Raw genomic sequence first — 19,192 nt, 5'->3', positions numbered from 1 at the left:
TCGCAATGCTCGAAAAACTACTGATCACCGGTGCTGGCGGGGCATTGGGCAAAATGGTGCGCACCCGGCTTGACCACGTCGCAAAATCGCTGCGCGTGACCGCACGACGGGACATCCCGCTCAATGGCCCCAATGAAGAACTGATGATTGGCGACCTCGCGGACGCAGCCTTTGTCGATCGCCTGGTGGACGGGTGCGACGGGGTGCTGCATCTGGGCGGCATATCGGTCGAACAACCCTTTGGGCCAATTCTTCAGGGCAACATCATCGGCATGTACAACCTGTACGATGCAGCACAAAAGGCGGGTCAGCCGCGCATCCTGTTCGCCAGCTCGAACCATACCATCGGGTATCATAAGGTGACAGAAAGACTGGACGCCAGTTCGGTGACGCGCCCAGACGGCCTTTACGGCGTGTCCAAGGTTTTCGGCGAAGCACTGGCGACCATGTATTTCGACAAGCTTGGGCAGGAAACGGCCATCGTGCGCATCGGCTCGTGCTACGCTGAGCCGAAAGATCATCGGATGCTCAGCACCTGGCTCAGCCCGGATGATTTCATCGCATTGATCGCACGGGTTTTTCAAATCAAAAGGCTGGGATGCCCAATCATCTATGGGGCCTCTGACAACGATGCAGGTTGGTGGGACAACGGCCAGATCGCTGATCTGGGTTGGTCGCCCAAAGACAATTCGGAAAAATTCCGCGCCGGGCTGGATGCGAAAGTCGAAAAGCCTGCACCGGATGACATCGCGGCTAGATTTCAGGGCGGCGCCTTTGCAGCGGCGCCGATAATGAAGGACTAAACCCACATGACCTCTGGAAAACACTACATCGCCGGTGACTGGATCGACAGCACCGAAAAATTCAACTCGGCCCCCGTCGACGGGCCAGCGCGGTCCTTTGCAAAAGGTACACCTGTGCTTGTTGATCAGGCCGTCGAAGCCGCCGAAGCTGCATTCCTCAGCTTTGGTTGGGCCAGCCGGCAGCGCCGCGCGGCGCTTTTGCGCGCTATTGCCGATGAAATTGAGGCGCGCGGCGATGAACTAACACAGATGGCCACGCAAGAGACCGGTTTGCCCGAAACTAGGTTAGTTGGCGAACGTGGCCGCACCACCGGGCAGCTTCGGCTGTTTGCGGATCATATCGAACAAGGCGCTTACCTCGACCTTCGGCATGACCCCGCCTTGCCAGACCGGACCCCTCTCCCCCGTCCGGATCTGCGTATGATACAACGCCCCATTGGCCCTGTGGCCGTATTTGGCGCGTCGAACTTCCCACTCGCATTCTCGACCGCCGGCGGTGACACGGCAGCGGCGTTGGCAGCGGGTTGTCCGGTGGTGGTAAAAGGGCATGAGGCACATCCAGGCACCGGGGAAATCGTTGCCCAAGCCATCGCTGCCGCAGTTCAAAGCTGCGGTGAACATCCCGGAGTGTTCTCGCTGGTGCAAGGCGGCTCGATCGAGGTCGGCGCCCGGCTGGTCCAGCACCCGCTGATCCGCGCGGTCGGGTTCACCGGCAGTCTGCGCGCCGGGCGCGCCCTGTTCGACCTCTGCGCAGCCCGGCCCGAGCCGATTCCGTTCTTTGGTGAATTGGGCTCGATCAATCCGGTCTTTGTGCTGCCCGCCGCCGCCGAAGCCCGCGCGGGCGACATCGCAACCGGCTGGTCCGCCGCGCTGACCATGGGCGCTGGCCAGTTCTGCACAAACCCCGGCGTCGTTCTGGTTGAGGATGGTTCTGCAGCGGACGCTTTCCTGGCCGCGGCTGAGGTGGCGCTGGCGCAGGTGCCCGACCAGACGATGCTGACCGACGGTATTGCCCAGGCCTATCGCGATGGTGCTGCCAAGGTGACGGGTCGCGCTGGCGTGACCAAAGTGAAGGGTTCTACGGGTGAAACCCGCGCCGCTGCGCCGGTTCTGCTGTCGGTTTCGGGCGAAACCTGGCTGAATGATCCCGACTTGCATCACGAGGTATTCGGTCCTCTGGGCATCGTCGTTCGGGTGCGTGACATGGAGCAAATGACGCAGATCGCAGCTGGGCTGGACGGGCAACTGACCTGCACCTTGCAAATGGACGAGCAGGACATGAAACAGGCGGGCCAGCTGCTGCCAGTGCTCGAACGAAAGGCTGGGCGGGTGCTCGTCAACGGGTTCCCAACCGGTGTCGAAGTGTGTGACAGCATGGTTCACGGCGGTCCCTACCCCGCATCAACCAATTTTGGGGCAACATCCGTGGGCACTTTGGCTATCCGTCGGTTCACCAGGCCAGTCTGCTATCAGAACGTGCCCGAAGCCCTCCTTGAAAAGGCAATCGCCTGAAGCCCGCGCGATTTGCTGGCACAACCACACCGCCACGAAGGAGAATTCGCAAAATGTCGATGGGAAAAGCTTTTTCGCTTCGGAGGATGACGGACGAAAAGGGTGTCTTTCGGATGACATCTCTGGATCAGGTACCACCGATCCGGGATGCATTGCGTCCAAACCTGGCGGCAGATGCGAATCTGGACATGGAAATGATCCGGTTCAAACGTCTGATTTTGGAAGGGTTTCAGGATTCCATGACGGCGATGCTTCTCGATCCGGGCTATGCGATTGCTGGTTGCCTCGACGCTATGGAACCGGACACAGGTCTGTTCATCTCACTGGAGGACCCATATTCCCCAAAGACCAGTCCGGGGGCTACAGAGACAACACTTGTCAAGGACTGGACGGTGGGCAAAGCCAAGCGCGTTGGCGGAAACGCTGTGAAACTCCTGATCTGGTATCGTCCGGACGGCGCGCCCGAGGTCAACGCCCATCAGCAGAATCTGGTCCGCCAGGTTGGCGAGCAGTGCAAGCACTATGACATTCCGTTCATTCTGGAATTGCTTGCCTATCCAGGCAGAACACTGTCGGACACGCTGAGTGAAACGGTGCTGGGCTCTGTCGCGACCTTTGCCCGTCCTGAATTTCACGTTGACGCCTTTCTTGTCGAAAGCCCGGTACCGGCAATCGAAGTTCCCAAATTCGGCACTGACGGTTCGGACATGGTACTGAACTGTTACAAAAGGTTAGGTGAGCTTGCCGGTCGCCCGTGGATCATGATGTCGATGGGTGCGGATATGGAGCAATTTCGACGAATTATGAGCTACGCTTATGCTGCGGGGTGCTCGGGCTACTTGGCCGGGCGCGCCTATTGGCTCGACGCGTTGGAGCAATATCCCGATTGGAACAAGGCGGCGTCGGTTTTGGCCAACAATATCCGCGAATATGTCGAGCCACTGAATGTGCTCACTGAGGCGCAGGCCGCCCCGGAATACGGAATTCCAGAGATGCAAGCCCAATACACGGGCGCGGCCTTCTGTCAGTCCTATCCGGACTTTTGAACGGAATGCCCGATTGTATCCAAAACCGCGACTCTGCTCTTTTTCCGCCAGTGTCTTCACATCAACTGTCGTTCTTTTACCGATGACCCGATTTGGGCGTAGGTGACGTCGACGAAGTCGTCTTCAATCAGCGACAAACGCCACCGCCTTCCTGCTCAGATCGTTGCTCACGCAATTTGGATGTGCTTTCGCTTCAATTTGAGCCTGCGCGCAGTTAATCTGTATGGCATCGTGACGGATGAAACACTCCTACCGAAGCGGGACAAACAGGCCGCAATACGGATGTTGTGGAAGTTGTCAAAACGCCTTTGGTTTCCTTCCCAAGAGAAATCCTCTCTACCGATGAGTCCATTCTTCGCCGAAAGCAATTGACATGAGATAAAAACTTCTTACTGCTTTTGTGAAACTAGTAAGGAAATTTAACCTAATGCATGACTCCATCGGCGAACCAGCTGCTAGCTTCCCCAAACTGTTTCAACGTGGAGTTTCAAATACTCGTTTTCGAAAAATCGGAACCAAAGGCTTGCGAGTGGTTTCGTTTGAGAACGAGACGTTTCTGAAAGTGTCTCATGACGCGGTCAGCCAGCTTACCAGCGCGGCATTTGACGACGTCTCCCATCTGTTGCGGCCCGCGCATCTGGGCCAGCTCAAGGACATCCTGGAAGACGCGAACGCAACTGAAAACGATCAGTTCGTGGCGCTTGAGCTATTAAAGAACGCGGTTATTTCGGCCGATCAGGAATTTCCAAGCTGCCAGGACACCGGCACCGCCATAATAACCGGAAAAAAAGGGCAAAATGTGCTGATCGAAGGCGATCTTCACGATGCTTTGTGCCAGGGAGTTCGGGACACTTGGCAAACCCGCAATCTACGATTTTCGCAGATGGCGCCGCTGACTATGTACGATGAGATGAACACCGGCTCCAACCTGCCGGCACAAATCGATATAGAGGCGACTGACGGCGATGCATTGGAATTCCTGTTCATGGCCAAAGGAGGCGGCTCGGCCAACAAGACATTTCTGTTTCAGGAAACCCGGCGATTGCTGGAACCGGAGCGCCTCTTGGCTTTTTTCGACGAAAAGATCCGCACGCTGGGCACGACGGCTTGCCCCCCTTATCACCTTGCGATCGTGATCGGCGGATTGTCAGCAGAGCAGACGCTGAAGACCGTCAAATTGGCTTCGGCCAAAGAGTTGGACGATCTGCCGACATCGGGCGACGAGACCGGTCGCGCGTTTCGTGATGTTGCGTTAGAGGCGGAGGTTTTAGAGCTGACCCGGCAGATGGGGCTGGGCGCGCAGTTCGGCGGCAAGTATTTCTGCCACGACGTTCGGGTAATACGTCTGCCTCGTCACGGCGGCAGCTTGCCGGTTGGTCTGGGTGTAAGCTGTTCGGCCGACAGGCAGATCAAAGGCCGCATCGACCGCGATGGTGTCTGGCTGGAAGAACTTGAGCGCAACCCGGCGGCCTATTTACCCGAACGGAAATTCGAAGCCCGCGCGGCGCGGCGGATCAATCTCGATCAACCCATGGACGACATCTGCGCTGCATTGTCCGATCTAGACGTCTCCACACCGGTTTTGCTTACGGGCACCATGATCGTGGCACGCGATCTGGTACATGCGGAATTGGGCCGCATGATCAGGGAAGGTAAACCGCTGCCAAGCTACATCCATGACCACCCGGTCTATTACGCAGGGCCGGCGAAAACACCGGAAGGCCATGCATCGGGCTCCTTCGGGCCAACGACGGCAGCGCGCATGGATCCGTATGTGCCCGAATTACAGGCGCAAGGCGCATCGCGCGTAATGATAGCAAAAGGCAACCGCTCTCCGCAGGTGGTGAACAGCTGCAAAACTCATGGCGGTTTCTTTTTAGGTTCTGTCGGCGGCGCGGCGGCGGTCTTGGGCAAAGAGGTGATAAAGAGCATTGAAACGCTGGATTTTGCGGATTTCGGGATGGAAGCCGTTTTTAAGATCACAGTGAAAGATTTCCCTGCATTCATCATCATCGACAACAAGGGGGGCGATTTCTTCACCCGCAAACCCAATCTTGAAACGAAGCGTCCAGGATGAGCGAAGACGGCGTATCAAAGATCACCTTGCGGCAATTGGAGATATTCCTGTCCGCGGTAGAGAACCGCAATTTCATCCGAGCAGCGGAGCAATTGGGGCTGACCCCGCCTGCGGTCTCTATGCAGATGACACGCCTGAGCGAAGAACTGGGCGCGCCTTTGTTTGAAAAGGACGGGCGTTCGATACAGCCGACTTCTGCCGCGACCACGCTCATGCCGTATGCCGAGCGGGTGACAGAAACCGTTCGTGAGGCAAAGGAAGTCGTCCAGGCACTTCAGGGCGAGTTGAACAATCTGGTGCGGATCGCAATGGTTTCGACAGCACGCAATTTCGGCCCCCATCTGGTTCAGGCGTTCAAAAAACAAAATCCCGACATGAAGGTAGAAATTTCAATCGCCAACCGGCAGGGCGTGATTGCGCAGCTTGAACACCAGCAGATTGATCTGGCGCTGATGGGACGCATGCCCCGTCGCTTCGAAGTAGAGGCCTTCAAATTCGCCAAACACCCATACGTACTGGTCGCTCATCCGGAGCACCCGCTGAATCGTTTCAAGAAGATTCGACGAGCGGATTTGGCGGCACACAGGTTTATCGTGCGTGAGCCCGGATCGGGGACGCGCATGGTACATGACCACTTTTTTGAAGAAGCCCAGTTGGCACCACCTCGCGCACAAGAGATGGACAGCAATGCCAACATAAAACAGGCCGTTATGGCTGGTATGGGATTGGCGTTCATTTCAGCCCATACAATTGCTTTGGAGCGAGGCGCCGGCAAGCTGACCGTGTTGGACGTAACAGGCATGCCAGAGCTTCGTGACTGGTTCGTTTTACATCTGAACGGCAAGAAATTGTCGCCAGCAGCGCTGAAGTTTCGTCAGTTCGTCAAGGATGACGGCCCCAACTTCATGCAGGATTTTTTTGGGGAGTATCTGTAGCCAGTAGTGCCTGTGCTCGCGCCACGATAGGCGGATCGATCATCTTGCCGTCCAGCTGAACCGCGGCGCAGTTATTTGCAATTGCCTGTTCGAAGGCGGTGACGATACGAACGGCCTGTTCGCGTTCCTGCGGGGTAACGGCAAAGACCTGGTTGACCACTTGGACTTGATTGGGATGAATGCACAGTACAGCGTCATACCCTATTGCCTTTGCTCGCTGCACAGTGGCCGCAAACTTGGAAGAGTCACTGACCTCTGCAATGGAACCGGGTAAACCGATAACCTGAACCCCGGCGACGCGGGCTGCCAGTATCAATTGCTGGCTGGGACCAATGAGATTTTCGGAGGTCGGAGCAAAGCCGCATTCGGTCGAGAAATCTTCCGTGCCTAAGGCCAATGCTGAAAGGCGGGGGGACGCTGTAGCAATTTCTGTGGCCTTTCGCAGTGCTGCAGGTGTTTCGATCAAGGCGATTAACTTGATCTGCCGATCCGGGAGGCCAGCGGCGCGCTCACATGCACTGAGATATTCATCCACCAGCTCAACATGATCCGGGCCCGCCACTTTGGGCAGCATCACTGCGCCGACGCCCGGAAGAGTGGCCGCCTTTAGATCGGACGCGCAAACCGCCAGATCCCGGTTCACGCGCACCGCCACTTGCGCGTCCTGCTCCGCCATCCGGGCAACGCTTGCAGGCAGCAAACCACGGGCGATGTCTTTCTGGTTCAGAGGCACGCTGTCTTCCAGATCGAGCACGATGGCATGCGCGCCCCGCTCGTGGGCGCGGGCGATGAACCGTTCCTGATGCGCCGGCGTGAATAGAAAGGAGCGGATCATTCGCCTGCGGCCAAAATGTCTACGCCAAATTCGCGCCGGATATCCTCCGAGTGCTCGCCGAGCGCCGGCACTCGTCCGAAACGTGGTTTTTCTGGGTCGAAGCTATGCTGCACCGGCGCGGCGACCAGGTGGGCGGTGTCTCCATTTTCCAGGGTTACGGGCGTATAGCGCAATTGAGGGTGTTCAGCGAAGTCCTCGACAGAATTCACAGCGCCATAGGCTATGGCCGCTTCACGCAGCATCGGCTCCAGCTCTGCACGCGTCTTCGTCAGGAAAAATCCGGCAACAATGGCATCTAAGGCTGCGCGGTTCTCTACACGCTTGGCCGCGTCGCAGAACCGGGTGTCGGTTGCCAGTTTGGGTTGGACGAGCACTTTGGCGCAGAGCCGTTTCCATTCGCGCTCATTCTGGATCGAGATCGCCAAGGTTTCTCTATCCGCAGTGGAGAAGCCGCCGTATGGCGCAATCGAGGGGTGGTGCAGCCCAACAGGCTTAGGGGCCTTGCCGGTGTAGACAGTATGCATCAGCGGCACAGTCATCCAGTCAGCGGCAGTATCGAAAAGCGATACCTTGACCGCGCTGCCCTGCCCGGTTTTCTCACGCGCGATCAGTGCTTTTTGAATGCCGATGATCGCGTTCATGCTTGCGCCGATGTCGCAGACCGAAACGCCGATCCGGCCTGGTGCTCCGGGAGCACCATTAACGGCCACCAGCCCGCTTTCGCATTGCACGAGGAAGTCATAAGCCTTCATGTCCTGATAGGTACCGGCTTCGCCATAGCCGCTAATATCGCAAGTGATCAAGCGAGGGTTGCGGGCGCGCAGCACGTCCGAACCAAAACCGGCCCGGCTAATAGCGCCGGGGGCAAGGTTCTGGATAAACACGTCGGCCGTATCGAGAATTCGGTGCAGCAGCGCAGCGTCTTCCGGTGATTTAATATCCAGGCACAAGCTTTCCTTGCCGTGATTGGCCCAAACAAAATAGGAAGCCGAGCCTTTCACCGCACCATCGTATTTGCGTGCGAAATCTCCGGTATCACGTTCGATCTTGATCACCCGCGCCCCACCCTGAGCAAAGTGACAGGAGGCCAGAGGAGCTGCAACGGCCTGTTCGACAGACACAACCACCAGGCCTTCATAGGTATTAATAATCGGTTCTGCCATGTCAGGTAGCCCTTCGAGCTGTCAGAATAGTGAGGTTGCGATGCATCTCGTTGGCAACGATGGTCATGCCTTCGTCAAATCCCATGCCGGGTTTGACGAGAACGCGTTGGGGCCGCGTAGCCTGGGCGACGTTGACACACGCGCGAGCTGAGATGTCTGTCTCGTTGCAAGTGCCGCCCTGATAGGCTTCCACTCCCATTTGTTTGCAATAGAGCACCGCTTCGATTGTGTTATGTAAACTGCCCAGATCAGGCGTCTTGATCTGTACCATGTGGCAGCAGTCCGCATCAACGAAATCGATCACGTCTTGATATGTGTTACACCATTCATCCGCAACGATACGCACGGTGCTTTTGCGCGCATCCAAAGCGGATTTGATTTCGCCCAGCAACTTGATCTGCCCTTTCTTGGATCCTGCATCCGCCGGACCTTCGATATAGAGCTGGAACGGAGAGGCGCGCTTTTCAAGACCCACTAGATATTCGGCGATGCACTCCGCATTATTGTCAAATATCAGCCCGATCGTACCGTAGACATCAATGTGCAGTTGCGGCTGATAATCGGCATCCTTTCGCAAGCTTTGAATGCGGCGGGTCAGCCAGGTAACGTATTCCACCAACTTGCCACCATTTTTGCCAAGCTTGGTCTGCACATTGTTGATCAACCCGTGCGGCAGCGCATCGACCCGCTTCAGCACCATCTTGTCCACCGCGCCATAGCGGTCATCCCCGCTTTGACCAAACAGCGCCAGCGGCTGCGCGATGATCGGCAGATCGTACTCGCGGCAAATGATTTCGACCTTAAGTTGCCCGCTGGCTTTCGCAGCAGCGTCTAGCAGCGCCTGACTGAGACCATAGCGGATTGCCGTGTGCAATGGTTCACCATCAATCTCGAGAACGTCGAAAAACGCGGCGTTTCCGCGGAAGTCGTCGATATCGCGACCCAAAAGCAATGGCGCAATATGTTCTTGCAAATAGGGAATGAAACGCTCGGCGGTGAAAAGCGGGTCGCGCCCCGCCGCGCCTGAATACTGAACGGCCGAGCAGTCGCCTTCAGCGATTTGGCCGTTCTCAAGCTCTAACAGTACAGAAATGCTTTCGCCGCGCTGGCGGATGCTTTCGAAGCCGGAAGTCGCAGCCGGTCCGATATAGGTGAAGCCATCCTGCTTCGCCCCAGCCTTGATGGCGGATTGATCGTCAAAGTAGAAGGCCGCGAAACCCGGTGCGAAATTTGCGTTTATTATCTTCATTTTTGGTCTTAAATCCTAGGAGATTTCGGCTTTCGGCCGCCCGATGAGCTTGCTAGCAGAGATGGCATTGACATCGTCGACCACCATCTTGAAAGAAGCGTCCCGCCCCTCCGCTTTGGCCCGTTCCGCAATCTTGTCGTTGTGGAAGGCGATGACATCGTCGGGCAACGGCACATCCCCTCGATCAAAAACCCGAATAGCGCCGAAATTGTCGCGCACCGGTGTCATGCGACCGGCATTGGCTCTCGCCGGCGCGAAGGGCACGTCCATCACGCCGCTTTCGAAGGCCAACACTGCGCCTTGTGCGATGTCCCCCTGCCCCAGTCCCAGCACCTTGTGCATGACGGCATGGACCTCGGCTTCGATCATTTCGACTTCCTGCGCGATCTCGGGTGTTTCCATGCGGTTCTGGTCGGAAACCATGTTGACCATCTGGCGGGTTGCCAGCAATCCGGCCTTGTTGGCCTCGAGCGTTGGGATGCCGCTGGCTTCGTGCGGCGTCTTCACAATGATCTTGGTCGCACGGGCGTATTTCGCTGCCATGGCGCCCAAGCAGATCACGGCTGTTGCCTTGGCTTCGTCCTCGGGGAACCCTCCCATCCATTGATGAAAAACCGTTGTCAGGGCATAGTCTTCATGGCCCGCGGCCATAAAATAGTGATGCGCCAGGTTGCGCAGGCTGCGAAGAGCAGCGATATCCTGGGCCATGTTGCCACCCTGACCATAGCCGAGGGTGATGCATTTCACACCTTGCTCCAATGCCAGCAGGCCCTCGATGATGGCGACGACATGCGACACGAAGGGCGGCACCAGCGTCCCGGTCAGCGGTCCGAACGGTTCGCGATTGATGCGAACGCCTACTTCTTCATAAAGACCAACAAGCCGGTCGCAATATTGCCAATGGCGGATGGATTGGGCCAGAGAGATCTTCTTGGCGTAGGGGATATTGTAGGAAATCCCTCCACCTTCGAAGCTGGTGAATCCGGCCGCAAGCGTGATTTCCGCCATCAGGCGGGCGTCGGGCGTCCCATGGCGAACCTGTACGGGCTTGCACTGGCCCTCGACAAGGCGGCGGCAGCCGTCTACGCCATGGTTAACAGCCGGAAACCCGTTCAGCAGCGATGTACCCGCGGCGCGGGACTTGTCGATCCCCTTTTGGGCCTCGTCGTAACGATTGTGGCGCGTATAGGCGTCCACGGTTGTCGGCAGCACGTCGCAATATGGTGAAAGACCGTTCAAAAGCGCGGTATGCTCGCGCAGCAGGGCCACGCCCGCGCGAGGCTGCAGAAGAGTTTCTCCCGCAGCCTCGGCATTTGCCAAAACGGTGGAAAATCGCTTGTCTTCCGAAAGCGACTGTTGAAGCGCGACGCCGTCTTTGAAACTTGCATCGCGTCCCGTGGGCCATGTGCACAGAACCTTTGCGCGTTCAGCTTCGAAGGTGGCCTGGTCAAGGCGCGTGTTCAGTATATCTGTCGCATTGAGCATTGGTTTATCAGACCGATTCTTGAGCGTTCGTAAGGACATCCCTTTTGGGTCGGCGCCAAAGGCGCCGAAGGAACGTTGCGTGAATTATGGTGGTGTCAGGTTGATTTGTCGTAGGCTGCGACTTGGCTCCACAAGGCAGCCGAATTATGACCATAGGCCGCCGGGCGTTTCGCCCGAATATCTTCTTTCAGAATTTGGGAAACTCGATCGAGATCGTCGCTGGGCTTAAAGACGCGATCAAAACCCATTTCCCAAAACTGCGCTTCCACAGTAGCAAAATCGCGTTTGCCAATGACGAGGTTGCCGCCAACGTACAGGATGATGTCTCCGATACCTTGCTGCTCGCACCGCGCCCGGAAACCCTGACAATCAATCTCTCCATGTCCATAAATCGAGGATACCAGAATGGCGTCCGCACCACCTTCGATGGCGGCCGTGATAAATTCATCCTGACTGACCATCACACCAAGGTTATCTACTTCGATTCCCTGCGCGTTCAGGACACTGGCGATGATCTTGTTTCCGACGGCATGGCAGTCGACGCCAATCACCCCGAGGACGACTTTGAATTCTTTGATTTCGTTCAGCACCGCGTTTTGCCTTCCGAGATGAGTTGGTTGTTTCTGCGTTGTTAGACGATTCCGCATGTTGCTCAAATTTTTTTATCTAAAAATATTGTTTGCTAATTTTTATTTACCGTTTTGAATTAAGCCCACCTCATCGCAACACGACCATCCATCCGGTGGAGCCGTGTTGCTTCATTGGCGAGAAAGGTTGCGAAGGTGTAGATGGTTTCGTCAGGTTGTTGGCCTCGCAACGATGGCGAAGCGAAGTGCCATGCCGAGTTTAACAGGCCTGCCTCGCATCAAAGGCTTTCGTTTTCTCGTGCCGTGATCGGCAATGCTGTCTGGATGTACCATTGATTTGCCCTCAGCTTTAGAAACGTTGAGGGCCTTCTTGCGCCACGCGGGATCTGCGTTTCATACGGGATTGAGACGCGCACTTCGGCAGGCAGTTTGTTGCGAAGGCAGCCGAAGCCGACCCATCAGCTTCTTCGGCTTCATGGCAACCCTTGGGCCGGAAAGTCATGACACGCGTCGGGCGGATTAACGAACTGATCGCTCCGCCCTCATATTACGGTGACGCCGAGGTTGGTCTTGCTAAGCTCTCACTTATTGGCAAGCTTCTTCAAAGGGCACTGGTCGGCTCATGAAAGGTCAAACAGTCAGGCCCAATACTATTGAGGATGGCAGGCTCGATAAGACCATTGTCTTCCAATTGCGGGCCAGACATTTCAAGTGCGGCCCGAAGTCCCATTTTAGTGGGTACACGACGCCACACCACTCTTGTGGCGTATGGTGCACCACCCAACCGCCATGAACTGCCGTGCATTAGGCCTGTCATGATATCTGGTCTGTACGCATGAGGCGCATCCAGAGTTGACAGGCACACAGAATACGGAGGGACAGATTTTTGTTCCGTCACATACACACGCCCATGTATGAATACAGCCGAGCCCTGATAGCGTGCGCGTTGCCTCGTGCCGACTTTGCGGTCTTCGCCGCGTTCCGACGTCCAAACGGCAACCTGACCATCAACCTCTTTCAAGACCGTTACACCGACTTTGATCACATTGGGCCATGACGGTGTACGATAGAATGTGTTGTAAATCCCGAGAACGTGCTGCCATTCCTGGAGCGGACTGGTGCCGGCAAAGCGTCCGACATGTTCTTGGCTGTCTACATTTCCAGCGGAGGTCGCACGATTTTTGTGCGTCAATGACGGTGCAATCTCAGGTGCAGAAAAAGTGTCTTCATGGCGAGAGAATTTGGGACGAACAAAGCGCAGTCCCCGGCCATACTCCCATTGAATGCAATGCTCCGGGCTTTTGTCATCCGCTAGTGCTTTTCGCAACGCGCTGACCCGATTGTAAATCGCGGCGTCAGAGACCTCTCGGCCGTCCCAAACAGCTTCAATAAGCTCATCTTTTGCCACCACTTCGCCCTCTCGGCGAACCAGGAATTGAAACAGCTTCAGGACACCTCGTTGCAACCGCACGACATCGCCGTCGACATATAGCAATCTTCGCTTAACGTCGAAACTCCAGTGCCCATAGCTGATCGAAGAGGATTCAAAGTTCATACTGCAGAACCTCACACCGTTTTCTTTTCTGTTTAGGTGTAATTTTCGTGTGATTCCACAGCGCAACTCAACTTCAAGTTAAAAAAATAGGAATTGATGTTGCAGATTGATGGCCGCTGACTGCGTACAAAGCCAGAGTTACTTCACGATTAACGAGTTTCACGCTTAACGAGTAAAGAGAAATGGTTCCCTGGAGCCAGGTTGAATTGGCCCCAGGGAAGCAATGTACGGCCATATTGTGTGGTGCCACAAAAAGCAGAGCGAGGGCTTCAATACCACCGCAATTACCGGCGATTTGCGCCAAAGAAATCGCAAAGCCAATAAGTGAGAGATGCTCAAGCTTCCCGGAACATTGGCAAAAAACTACATTAGCGTGAAGTGGAAACAGTTGTGAACATGCCACAGATGGGCGGATCTTCGAGTGATCAGGCCGAAGAGATCAATACGGGCACAGCCACAAGTACGATACCGGAAGCGACGGAAAGTAAGGTCGAATATTCCGTTTCCACAGGTCTTGCAGCGCGGCTAAACGGACTGGGGTTGTCTCTGGCCTTTTCTTCGTATCAATCCGGGCTCCTCTATCTGATCGGTGTCAAGCCGGACAGCGGAATCAACATCCATCAGATGGCCTTTCCGCGCCCTATGGGGCTACACCGGCACGGGGCACACGGTTTGTCGCTGGCCGCCGATGATCAGATTCTTCATTTGCAGAATGTACTGGAGCCGCATGAACGGATGAACGCCTTGTTCGATGCCGCCTTCATGCCTCGGCAAAGCGAGTTCACCGGGCGGCTTGATCTGCACGATCTGGGCATCGACGCAGATGGGCGGTCGATCTTTGTAAACACCCGCTACAACTGCCTGGCCACGCCTGACCAGCGTCACAGCTTCCGCGAAGTCTGGCGGCCTCCGTTTATCTCGGCACTGGTGGATGAAGACCGCTGCCACCTGAACGGGTTGGCGATGCAGGACGGCCGGCCCCGATATGTCACTGCCGTTAGCCGTTCAGACACGATCGACGGCTGGCGCGACCGTCGCGCCGATGGCGGGATCGTCATCGATGTGGAGACCGGCGATATCGTCTGCGAAGGTCTGTCGATGCCCCATTCCCCCCGCTTGCACAATGGACGGCTGTGGCTGTTGAATTCGGGCACTGGAGAGCTGGGTGCGGTGGAGTTCGGCCCTAACGGCAAGGGCCGCTTTGTGCCGCGTGTCTTCTGCCCGGGCTTTGCGCGCGGGTTGGCGGTGCACGGCCGGTTTGCCTTCGTCGGCTTATCCAAACCGCGCTACAAACGGTTCGAGGGTTTGGCGCTGGACGAGCGGTTAACCGATGCCGACAGCGTGCCTTGGTGCGGCATTCAGATCATCGATCTCGAGACCGGTACCTGCGTCGACTGGCTGCGGATCGACGGTGCGGTGGCCGAGCTTTACGACCTCGAATTGCTGCCCGGCCATCTCTGCCCGCTGGCCATCACCCCCAGTACTCCTGAGGCGGCAGAATTGATCACTGTAGCAAAACCGGCGTGAGACCGGATCACATCCAAAATAAGGGACGGGATTTGTGAAAAAGACGAGTAGCGGATCGATCCAACCGTGGAACCAAAGGGTTCTGTTGCGCGGCGGGCGGATGACAAAACTTAAGGGGCACGCTGCCAGTTTTGCGCCATCAATCAGTTGCCTGATGTTCGGCGTTTCGGCTTCAGCCCTCAGCGTGGCCGTATCCTTCAGCGGTAGTGCGGCACAGGCGGGCAGTTGCGCCCTGCAGCCCGATGGCTCGTATCTGTGCTCCGGGCCGGCTGCTGCGGGAGTGGACACCACGGTTAGTATCCACCCTGCCACCGGGCCGGTCTCTGTCCTCACAAGCGCCGGGTTTGGTCTGGATGTATCCACTGGCGATGGCGTGTCTCTGAGCGGTGAAGACGTCACTTTCACGGATATTTATGGATCGACGATCACATCACAATACGGCACGGGGATTGATGTAGAAAGCAACCCCGGTACTGGCGGTTTATCCTTTACGTCCTCGGGCGCGATTACCGGTGCCACTTCCGGCCTCGTCGCAAACAACTACGGCGGTGGAGCGCTGACAATCGACGCGGCAGACGTCACCGGAGCGGGTTACTACGGGATATGGGCATACAACAATGGTGGCACCGACCTCTCGGTCACCACCTCCGGCGCCGTAACGGGTGGATTTACAGGCCTTGTTGCGCTTAACGGTGGCAGCGGCGCTCTGACGATCGCGGCGGTGGACGCCACCGGAAGTCGAAATGGCATTTATGCGGCGAACAACTCCGGCGCAGCCACTGATTTATCCGTTACTACGACGGGTGCGGTCAGCGGTCTTAGTGGTATTGTCGGAACAAACTACGGCTCTGGCGCGCTATCGATTTCAGCGGCAGATGTCTCGGGCGGAAGCTTCGGAGGCATTAACGCCAGGAACTACGGTACCGACCTTTCGATCACAACAACTGGTACCGTCACGGGTAGCACCGCGATAAACGCCAGAAATTATGGCGGCGGAGCGCTGACGATCGACGCTGCCAACGCCACCGGAAAACGCAGCACCGGGATTCGGGCCGACAATAGGGGCACTGAACTGACTGTCACCACGTCCGGTGTAGTCAGTGGTGCCGCAAACGGAATCTGGGCACGCAATCGAGGCAGCGGCACACTGACGATCAATACGGCTGGCGCCACCGGAAACTCAAGCGATGGGATTTATGCCGCCAACTCTGGCGTCGACCTGTCGATCGCCGCGACCGGCACGGTGAATGGTGGCCAGAACGGAATAGATGCGCGCAACAATGGCAGCGGTGCGCTGACGATTTCAGCCGCGGATGTCTCGGGCGGAAGCTCGGAAGGCATTCGCGCCAGTAACTACGGCACTGACCTTTCGATCACAACAACCGGCACCGTCACGGGTGACAGCGCTGCGATATTCGCGCAAAACTACGGCAACGGAACGCTGACAGTTACTGCGTCAGGCAATCTTGTCGGTGGCTCTGGGTCCGCAATTTCCACTCAGACGAATGCTGGTCAGCTGACCGTGATTGAATTACAGAGCGGCGCGTCAGTTTCCGCCAGATCCGGCGAAGCCATCAGCAACAATGAGGGCGATAGTCAGGTGACACTGACGGCGGGTTCAGCTGTAGCAGGCGCAGTGCGCCTGGATGATGGCAAGGATGCGCTTACGGTCAACGGTGGAGCCGATATCAGCGCCGCAACGCTGTTCGATGGTGGTGACGGCGCCGAGGACGAACTGACCCTCTCAGGTTTCACCGGTACGTTCGACAACACCCTCTTTACCAACTGGGAAACCCTAGTTGCTGACAATGGCAGCGACCTGACCCTTAACAGCGCGGCAGCGGGTTTCGACGTGCTGAGCATCCGCAATGACGCCAGTGTTACGGCCGAAAACACGGACTTCTCCTTTGGCGGTCAATTGCAAATCAGTACAACCGGCAGCTTCCTCGCCGGATTTAACGGCCTGGGTGCCGTTGATATCAACGGCAATGTCCTCAACCACGGCCTGCTTTCTCTGGCCGATGGGCAAAGCGGTGACCGGCTGACCATTGGCGGCAACCTGTCGGGCAGCGGAACTATCGAGCTTGACGTTGATCTGACGGCCGGGACAAATGACGAGATCTTTGTGACTGGCGACAGTGCGGGTGCAAGCCAGGGCCTGGAGGTGGAGAAATCCGGCAGTGGCAATGGGGTCTTGCAGGAGTTCACACTGGCCACTGTCTCCGGCGCAAGCACCGAAAGTGACTTCCAGCTTGTAAACGCCGATTTCGTCACCACTGAGGGTCAGCAGGCAATCAGTGACGGCGATGTTACCTACCTTCTGGAATATGATGCGGCCACGGGCGAATTTGTCCTGTCACCCTTCGACAATTCCGGTGGGCTGAACGACAACCCGGGCGGTTCTTTTTTGGCCGCCAGCGTCCAGCAGTTCAGCGACCGGTTGTCTCTGGGCGGAACGCTGCAACGAGTGACCGGAAGCTCGCGTGGGGGTTCAACACAGGTTAACACCGTCAGCCGGGCGCTCTACGACCTCACCACCACGAAACAGCCGGTGATCTGGATGGAAGTCGAAGGTGGGCGTGACAGCTACGCCGTCGATGACCGGGACGTCGATACAACCAGCGGCGGCCTGCGGGTCGGAGCCAGTCTGCCCATGGCCGAGATCGCAGGCGGGCAGCTGGTTGGCGGTCTGGAATTTGGCGCATCAAACCTGTCTACGACGGTGCGTACCTCGCTGGCGGAAGCCAAGGTCGATACTGATGCCTATGACGTGACGCTAAGCACGTTGTGGCTGGCCGACAGCCTACTCTATCTCGACGGGCAGCTGCGTTATGCCTACTTCAACGGTACAACCCGTCCCAATGGTGGTGCAGAAGTCGACACTGACGGCAACGGGTATGGCCTGTCCGTCGAGGTTGGCAAGCCGTTCGCGCTGGAAAACGGGTTGAGCCTGATCCCGCAGGCGCAACTGATGTACAGTAGCCTTGATACAGACGATGTCGTCGGCGTTGCGGGTGGGGGCCTGACCGGCTCATTGGCCGACGGTGACACGCTGACCGCACGTCTTGGTTTGCGGGTAGAACATGCGTTCGTATCCACTGGCATCGTCTTTGGACAGGTTGATTACTATCATGCGTTCGACAATCGAACCGGCGTGACATTTGGCCAGGACACCATCCTGACCAAGCGAGACAAGAACACAGCCGCATTGACCGTTGGTGGCCATATGGCGATCACAGCGAACACCACGATGTACGGTGAAGTGTCAGGCGAAACCGGGCTCGGCAGCAGTTCTGACGACTATGGCTTCGCTGGCCAAATTGGATTCGAAATCCGCTTCTGAGCCCGGCAAAACCCGTCAGCCCACCGTCTCATTAAGGTGGGCTAATCGCGTAGGAGACATGTAAAGAGGTTGAGCCATAGCGGCAAACCTATGCCGTTAGAGGGCAACAGCGACGACTGAACCTATAACAACTAAACGAGAAATTTGGCGAGACGTCCAATTGCAGGGTTGTTGCGAGACCGAAGTGATTCTGACCGTATACGCAAAATAGGTACAAACGCGGAGAATGCAGTAGTCTGCTGAGAAGTCGCAAAAAGGAAGTGCGGTTATTTCGGAACCAGCAACTTTGCGATCAGACCGATCGTGTCTTTGGGGCCTGTTCCGGTGTCATAGAAATTACGCTCATAGCTCAACTGCCATTGCACCGGTCGACCACCGATACTGGTCAGTTTCGACAGCTTCACGCCAACTGGCAAAGTGACGAATTCGCCGCGGTCCCAATCATAAGTAAAGGTCATGTCGGACGCGCCCACCGACCAGCTGTTTCCCAGCGAAACATCCAGGATCGGTTGAAGGGTAGAGATATTCACGTCCGGTCGCGAGTCATCGCCAGCGATGGTAAAAATGTTCTGGTTGAATGCGCCGACCAGGCCCCAATCGGGTTGGGCAACAAAACCAACCGCAGGTCCCAGCCCCCATTTCTCGGCACTTAACCCATCAGCACCCGTTGGCAGCAGGGCAACAAGCCCGACACCGTAGCGGCCCCAGTCACGGTCGAAGGTGGTCAGGTTGAACAATGTGGAATCGCTGAGACCTGAATCCCCGGCAGCATTTTGGGTCACATAAGGTACGGTCAGTCGGGCGATGTTGTTGGTTCCGCCAAGCTGATAGGGAATGGCGGCACGGAATTGCGTTACGTTCTGCGACCCGGAACTGTTGTGCAGACTCGGGGAATAGAAATCCTGCACCAGAAATGCCATCAGAGACGCCGTGGGATCGCTCGCCTCGCTTTCCAGCGATTGTTCGGCCAACACCGCAGAGGTGCAGCCCACCGCCAGAACCGCCGCCTTCAGTAACAATGCAAAACCCCGGGTTTCTTGTCTTGCCATGATCTGGCCTTTTCTTCTTCTTTCAA

The 19,192-nt window shown here is 56.8% G+C and carries 14 protein-coding genes; 7 read left to right on the top strand and 7 right to left on the bottom strand.

Annotated features, from left to right (window positions below; translation table 11 throughout):
- Positions 1-5: 5 nt before the first annotated feature.
- From AC2TDA_RS17745 to AC2TDA_RS17725, 5 genes are all read left to right on the top strand, one after another.
- Complete coding sequence (locus AC2TDA_RS17745) at positions 6-803, top strand: NAD-dependent epimerase/dehydratase family protein (protein WP_480880059.1); 798 nt, start codon at positions 6-8, stop codon at positions 801-803.
- Positions 804-809: 6 nt separating this feature from the next.
- Positions 810-2,315 (top strand): aldehyde dehydrogenase (NADP(+)), encoded by a 1,506-nt coding sequence (locus AC2TDA_RS17740; protein ID WP_480880057.1) that lies wholly within the window; start codon positions 810-812, stop codon positions 2,313-2,315.
- Between the two features lie 53 nt (positions 2,316-2,368).
- Positions 2,369-3,361, top strand: coding sequence for a tagatose 1,6-diphosphate aldolase (locus AC2TDA_RS17735; RefSeq protein WP_480880055.1), 993 nt, complete (start codon positions 2,369-2,371; stop codon positions 3,359-3,361).
- Between the two features lie 427 nt (positions 3,362-3,788).
- The gene (locus AC2TDA_RS17730) at positions 3,789-5,438 is read left to right on the top strand and encodes a FumA C-terminus/TtdB family hydratase beta subunit (RefSeq protein WP_480850313.1); all 1,650 of its coding nucleotides are present in this window, start codon (positions 3,789-3,791) and stop codon (positions 5,436-5,438) included.
- Positions 5,435-6,373, top strand: a complete 939-nt coding sequence (locus tag AC2TDA_RS17725) for a LysR family transcriptional regulator (protein WP_480880053.1) — start codon at positions 5,435-5,437, stop codon at positions 6,371-6,373. Before AC2TDA_RS17730 ends, AC2TDA_RS17725 begins: the two co-directional genes overlap by 4 nt.
- Here the strand turns inward: AC2TDA_RS17725 and AC2TDA_RS17720 are convergent.
- From AC2TDA_RS17720 to AC2TDA_RS17695, 6 genes are all read right to left on the bottom strand, one after another.
- Positions 6,342-7,208, bottom strand: a complete 867-nt coding sequence (locus AC2TDA_RS17720) for an HpcH/HpaI aldolase/citrate lyase family protein (protein WP_480850317.1) — start codon at positions 7,206-7,208, stop codon at positions 6,342-6,344. The genes AC2TDA_RS17725 and AC2TDA_RS17720 overlap by 32 nt on opposite strands.
- On the bottom strand, positions 7,205-8,371 hold the full coding sequence (locus tag AC2TDA_RS17715; RefSeq protein WP_480880052.1) for a CaiB/BaiF CoA transferase family protein: 1,167 nt from the start codon (positions 8,369-8,371) through the stop codon (positions 7,205-7,207). Before AC2TDA_RS17715 ends, AC2TDA_RS17720 begins: the two co-directional genes overlap by 4 nt.
- A gap of 1 nt (position 8,372) precedes the next feature.
- Positions 8,373-9,620 carry a methylaspartate ammonia-lyase gene (locus AC2TDA_RS17710; RefSeq protein WP_480880051.1) on the bottom strand — a complete coding sequence of 416 codons (1,248 nt, stop codon included), beginning with the start codon at positions 9,618-9,620 and terminating at the stop codon, positions 8,373-8,375.
- Positions 9,621-9,635: 15 nt separating this feature from the next.
- On the bottom strand, positions 9,636-11,105 hold the full coding sequence (locus tag AC2TDA_RS17705; RefSeq protein ID WP_480880050.1) for a methylaspartate mutase subunit E: 1,470 nt from the start codon (positions 11,103-11,105) through the stop codon (positions 9,636-9,638).
- A 95-nt stretch (positions 11,106-11,200) separates the two neighbouring features.
- Complete coding sequence (gene glmS, locus AC2TDA_RS17700; RefSeq protein WP_480880048.1) at positions 11,201-11,695, bottom strand: methylaspartate mutase subunit S; 495 nt, start codon at positions 11,693-11,695, stop codon at positions 11,201-11,203.
- Positions 11,696-12,293: 598 nt separating this feature from the next.
- A complete protein-coding gene (locus AC2TDA_RS17695) occupies positions 12,294-13,247 on the bottom strand; it encodes a winged helix-turn-helix domain-containing protein (RefSeq protein ID WP_480880046.1) in 954 nt (317 codons plus the stop codon).
- A 396-nt stretch (positions 13,248-13,643) separates the two neighbouring features.
- Between AC2TDA_RS17695 and AC2TDA_RS17690 the strand changes: the two genes are divergently transcribed.
- Positions 13,644-14,774, top strand: coding sequence for a TIGR03032 family protein (locus tag AC2TDA_RS17690; protein ID WP_480880115.1), 1,131 nt, complete (start codon positions 13,644-13,646; stop codon positions 14,772-14,774).
- A 100-nt stretch (positions 14,775-14,874) separates the two neighbouring features.
- The gene (locus tag AC2TDA_RS17685) at positions 14,875-18,117 is read left to right on the top strand and encodes an autotransporter outer membrane beta-barrel domain-containing protein (RefSeq protein WP_480880044.1); all 3,243 of its coding nucleotides are present in this window, start codon (positions 14,875-14,877) and stop codon (positions 18,115-18,117) included.
- A 266-nt stretch (positions 18,118-18,383) separates the two neighbouring features.
- Here AC2TDA_RS17685 and AC2TDA_RS17680 read toward each other — a convergent pair whose 3' ends face one another.
- The gene (locus AC2TDA_RS17680) at positions 18,384-19,166 is read right to left on the bottom strand and encodes a hypothetical protein (RefSeq protein ID WP_480880043.1); all 783 of its coding nucleotides are present in this window, start codon (positions 19,164-19,166) and stop codon (positions 18,384-18,386) included.
- Positions 19,167-19,192 lie beyond the last annotated feature (26 nt).

Source organism: Ruegeria sp. HKCCD6426, assembly GCF_057221115.1.
Note: the sequence above shows the minus strand (reverse complement) of the source record. Positions and strands in the feature narration are given on the sequence as shown.

Coding starts and splice junctions, on each gene's coding strand:
- AC2TDA_RS17745 (WP_480880059.1), top strand. CDS start 6: ATGCTCGAAAAACTACTGATCACCGGTGCTGGCGGGGCATTGGGCAAA.
- AC2TDA_RS17740 (WP_480880057.1), top strand. CDS start 810: ATGACCTCTGGAAAACACTACATCGCCGGTGACTGGATCGACAGCACC.
- AC2TDA_RS17735 (WP_480880055.1), top strand. CDS start 2,369: ATGTCGATGGGAAAAGCTTTTTCGCTTCGGAGGATGACGGACGAAAAG.
- AC2TDA_RS17730 (WP_480850313.1), top strand. CDS start 3,789: ATGCATGACTCCATCGGCGAACCAGCTGCTAGCTTCCCCAAACTGTTT.
- AC2TDA_RS17725 (WP_480880053.1), top strand. CDS start 5,435: ATGAGCGAAGACGGCGTATCAAAGATCACCTTGCGGCAATTGGAGATA.
- AC2TDA_RS17720 (WP_480850317.1), bottom strand. CDS start 7,208: ATGATCCGCTCCTTTCTATTCACGCCGGCGCATCAGGAACGGTTCATC.
- AC2TDA_RS17715 (WP_480880052.1), bottom strand. CDS start 8,371: ATGGCAGAACCGATTATTAATACCTATGAAGGCCTGGTGGTTGTGTCT.
- AC2TDA_RS17710 (WP_480880051.1), bottom strand. CDS start 9,620: ATGAAGATAATAAACGCAAATTTCGCACCGGGTTTCGCGGCCTTCTAC.
- AC2TDA_RS17705 (WP_480880050.1), bottom strand. CDS start 11,105: ATGCTCAATGCGACAGATATACTGAACACGCGCCTTGACCAGGCCACC.
- AC2TDA_RS17695 (WP_480880046.1), bottom strand. CDS start 13,247: ATGAACTTTGAATCCTCTTCGATCAGCTATGGGCACTGGAGTTTCGAC.
- AC2TDA_RS17690 (WP_480880115.1), top strand. CDS start 13,644: ATGCCACAGATGGGCGGATCTTCGAGTGATCAGGCCGAAGAGATCAAT.
- AC2TDA_RS17685 (WP_480880044.1), top strand. CDS start 14,875: ATGACAAAACTTAAGGGGCACGCTGCCAGTTTTGCGCCATCAATCAGT.
- AC2TDA_RS17680 (WP_480880043.1), bottom strand. CDS start 19,166: ATGGCAAGACAAGAAACCCGGGGTTTTGCATTGTTACTGAAGGCGGCG.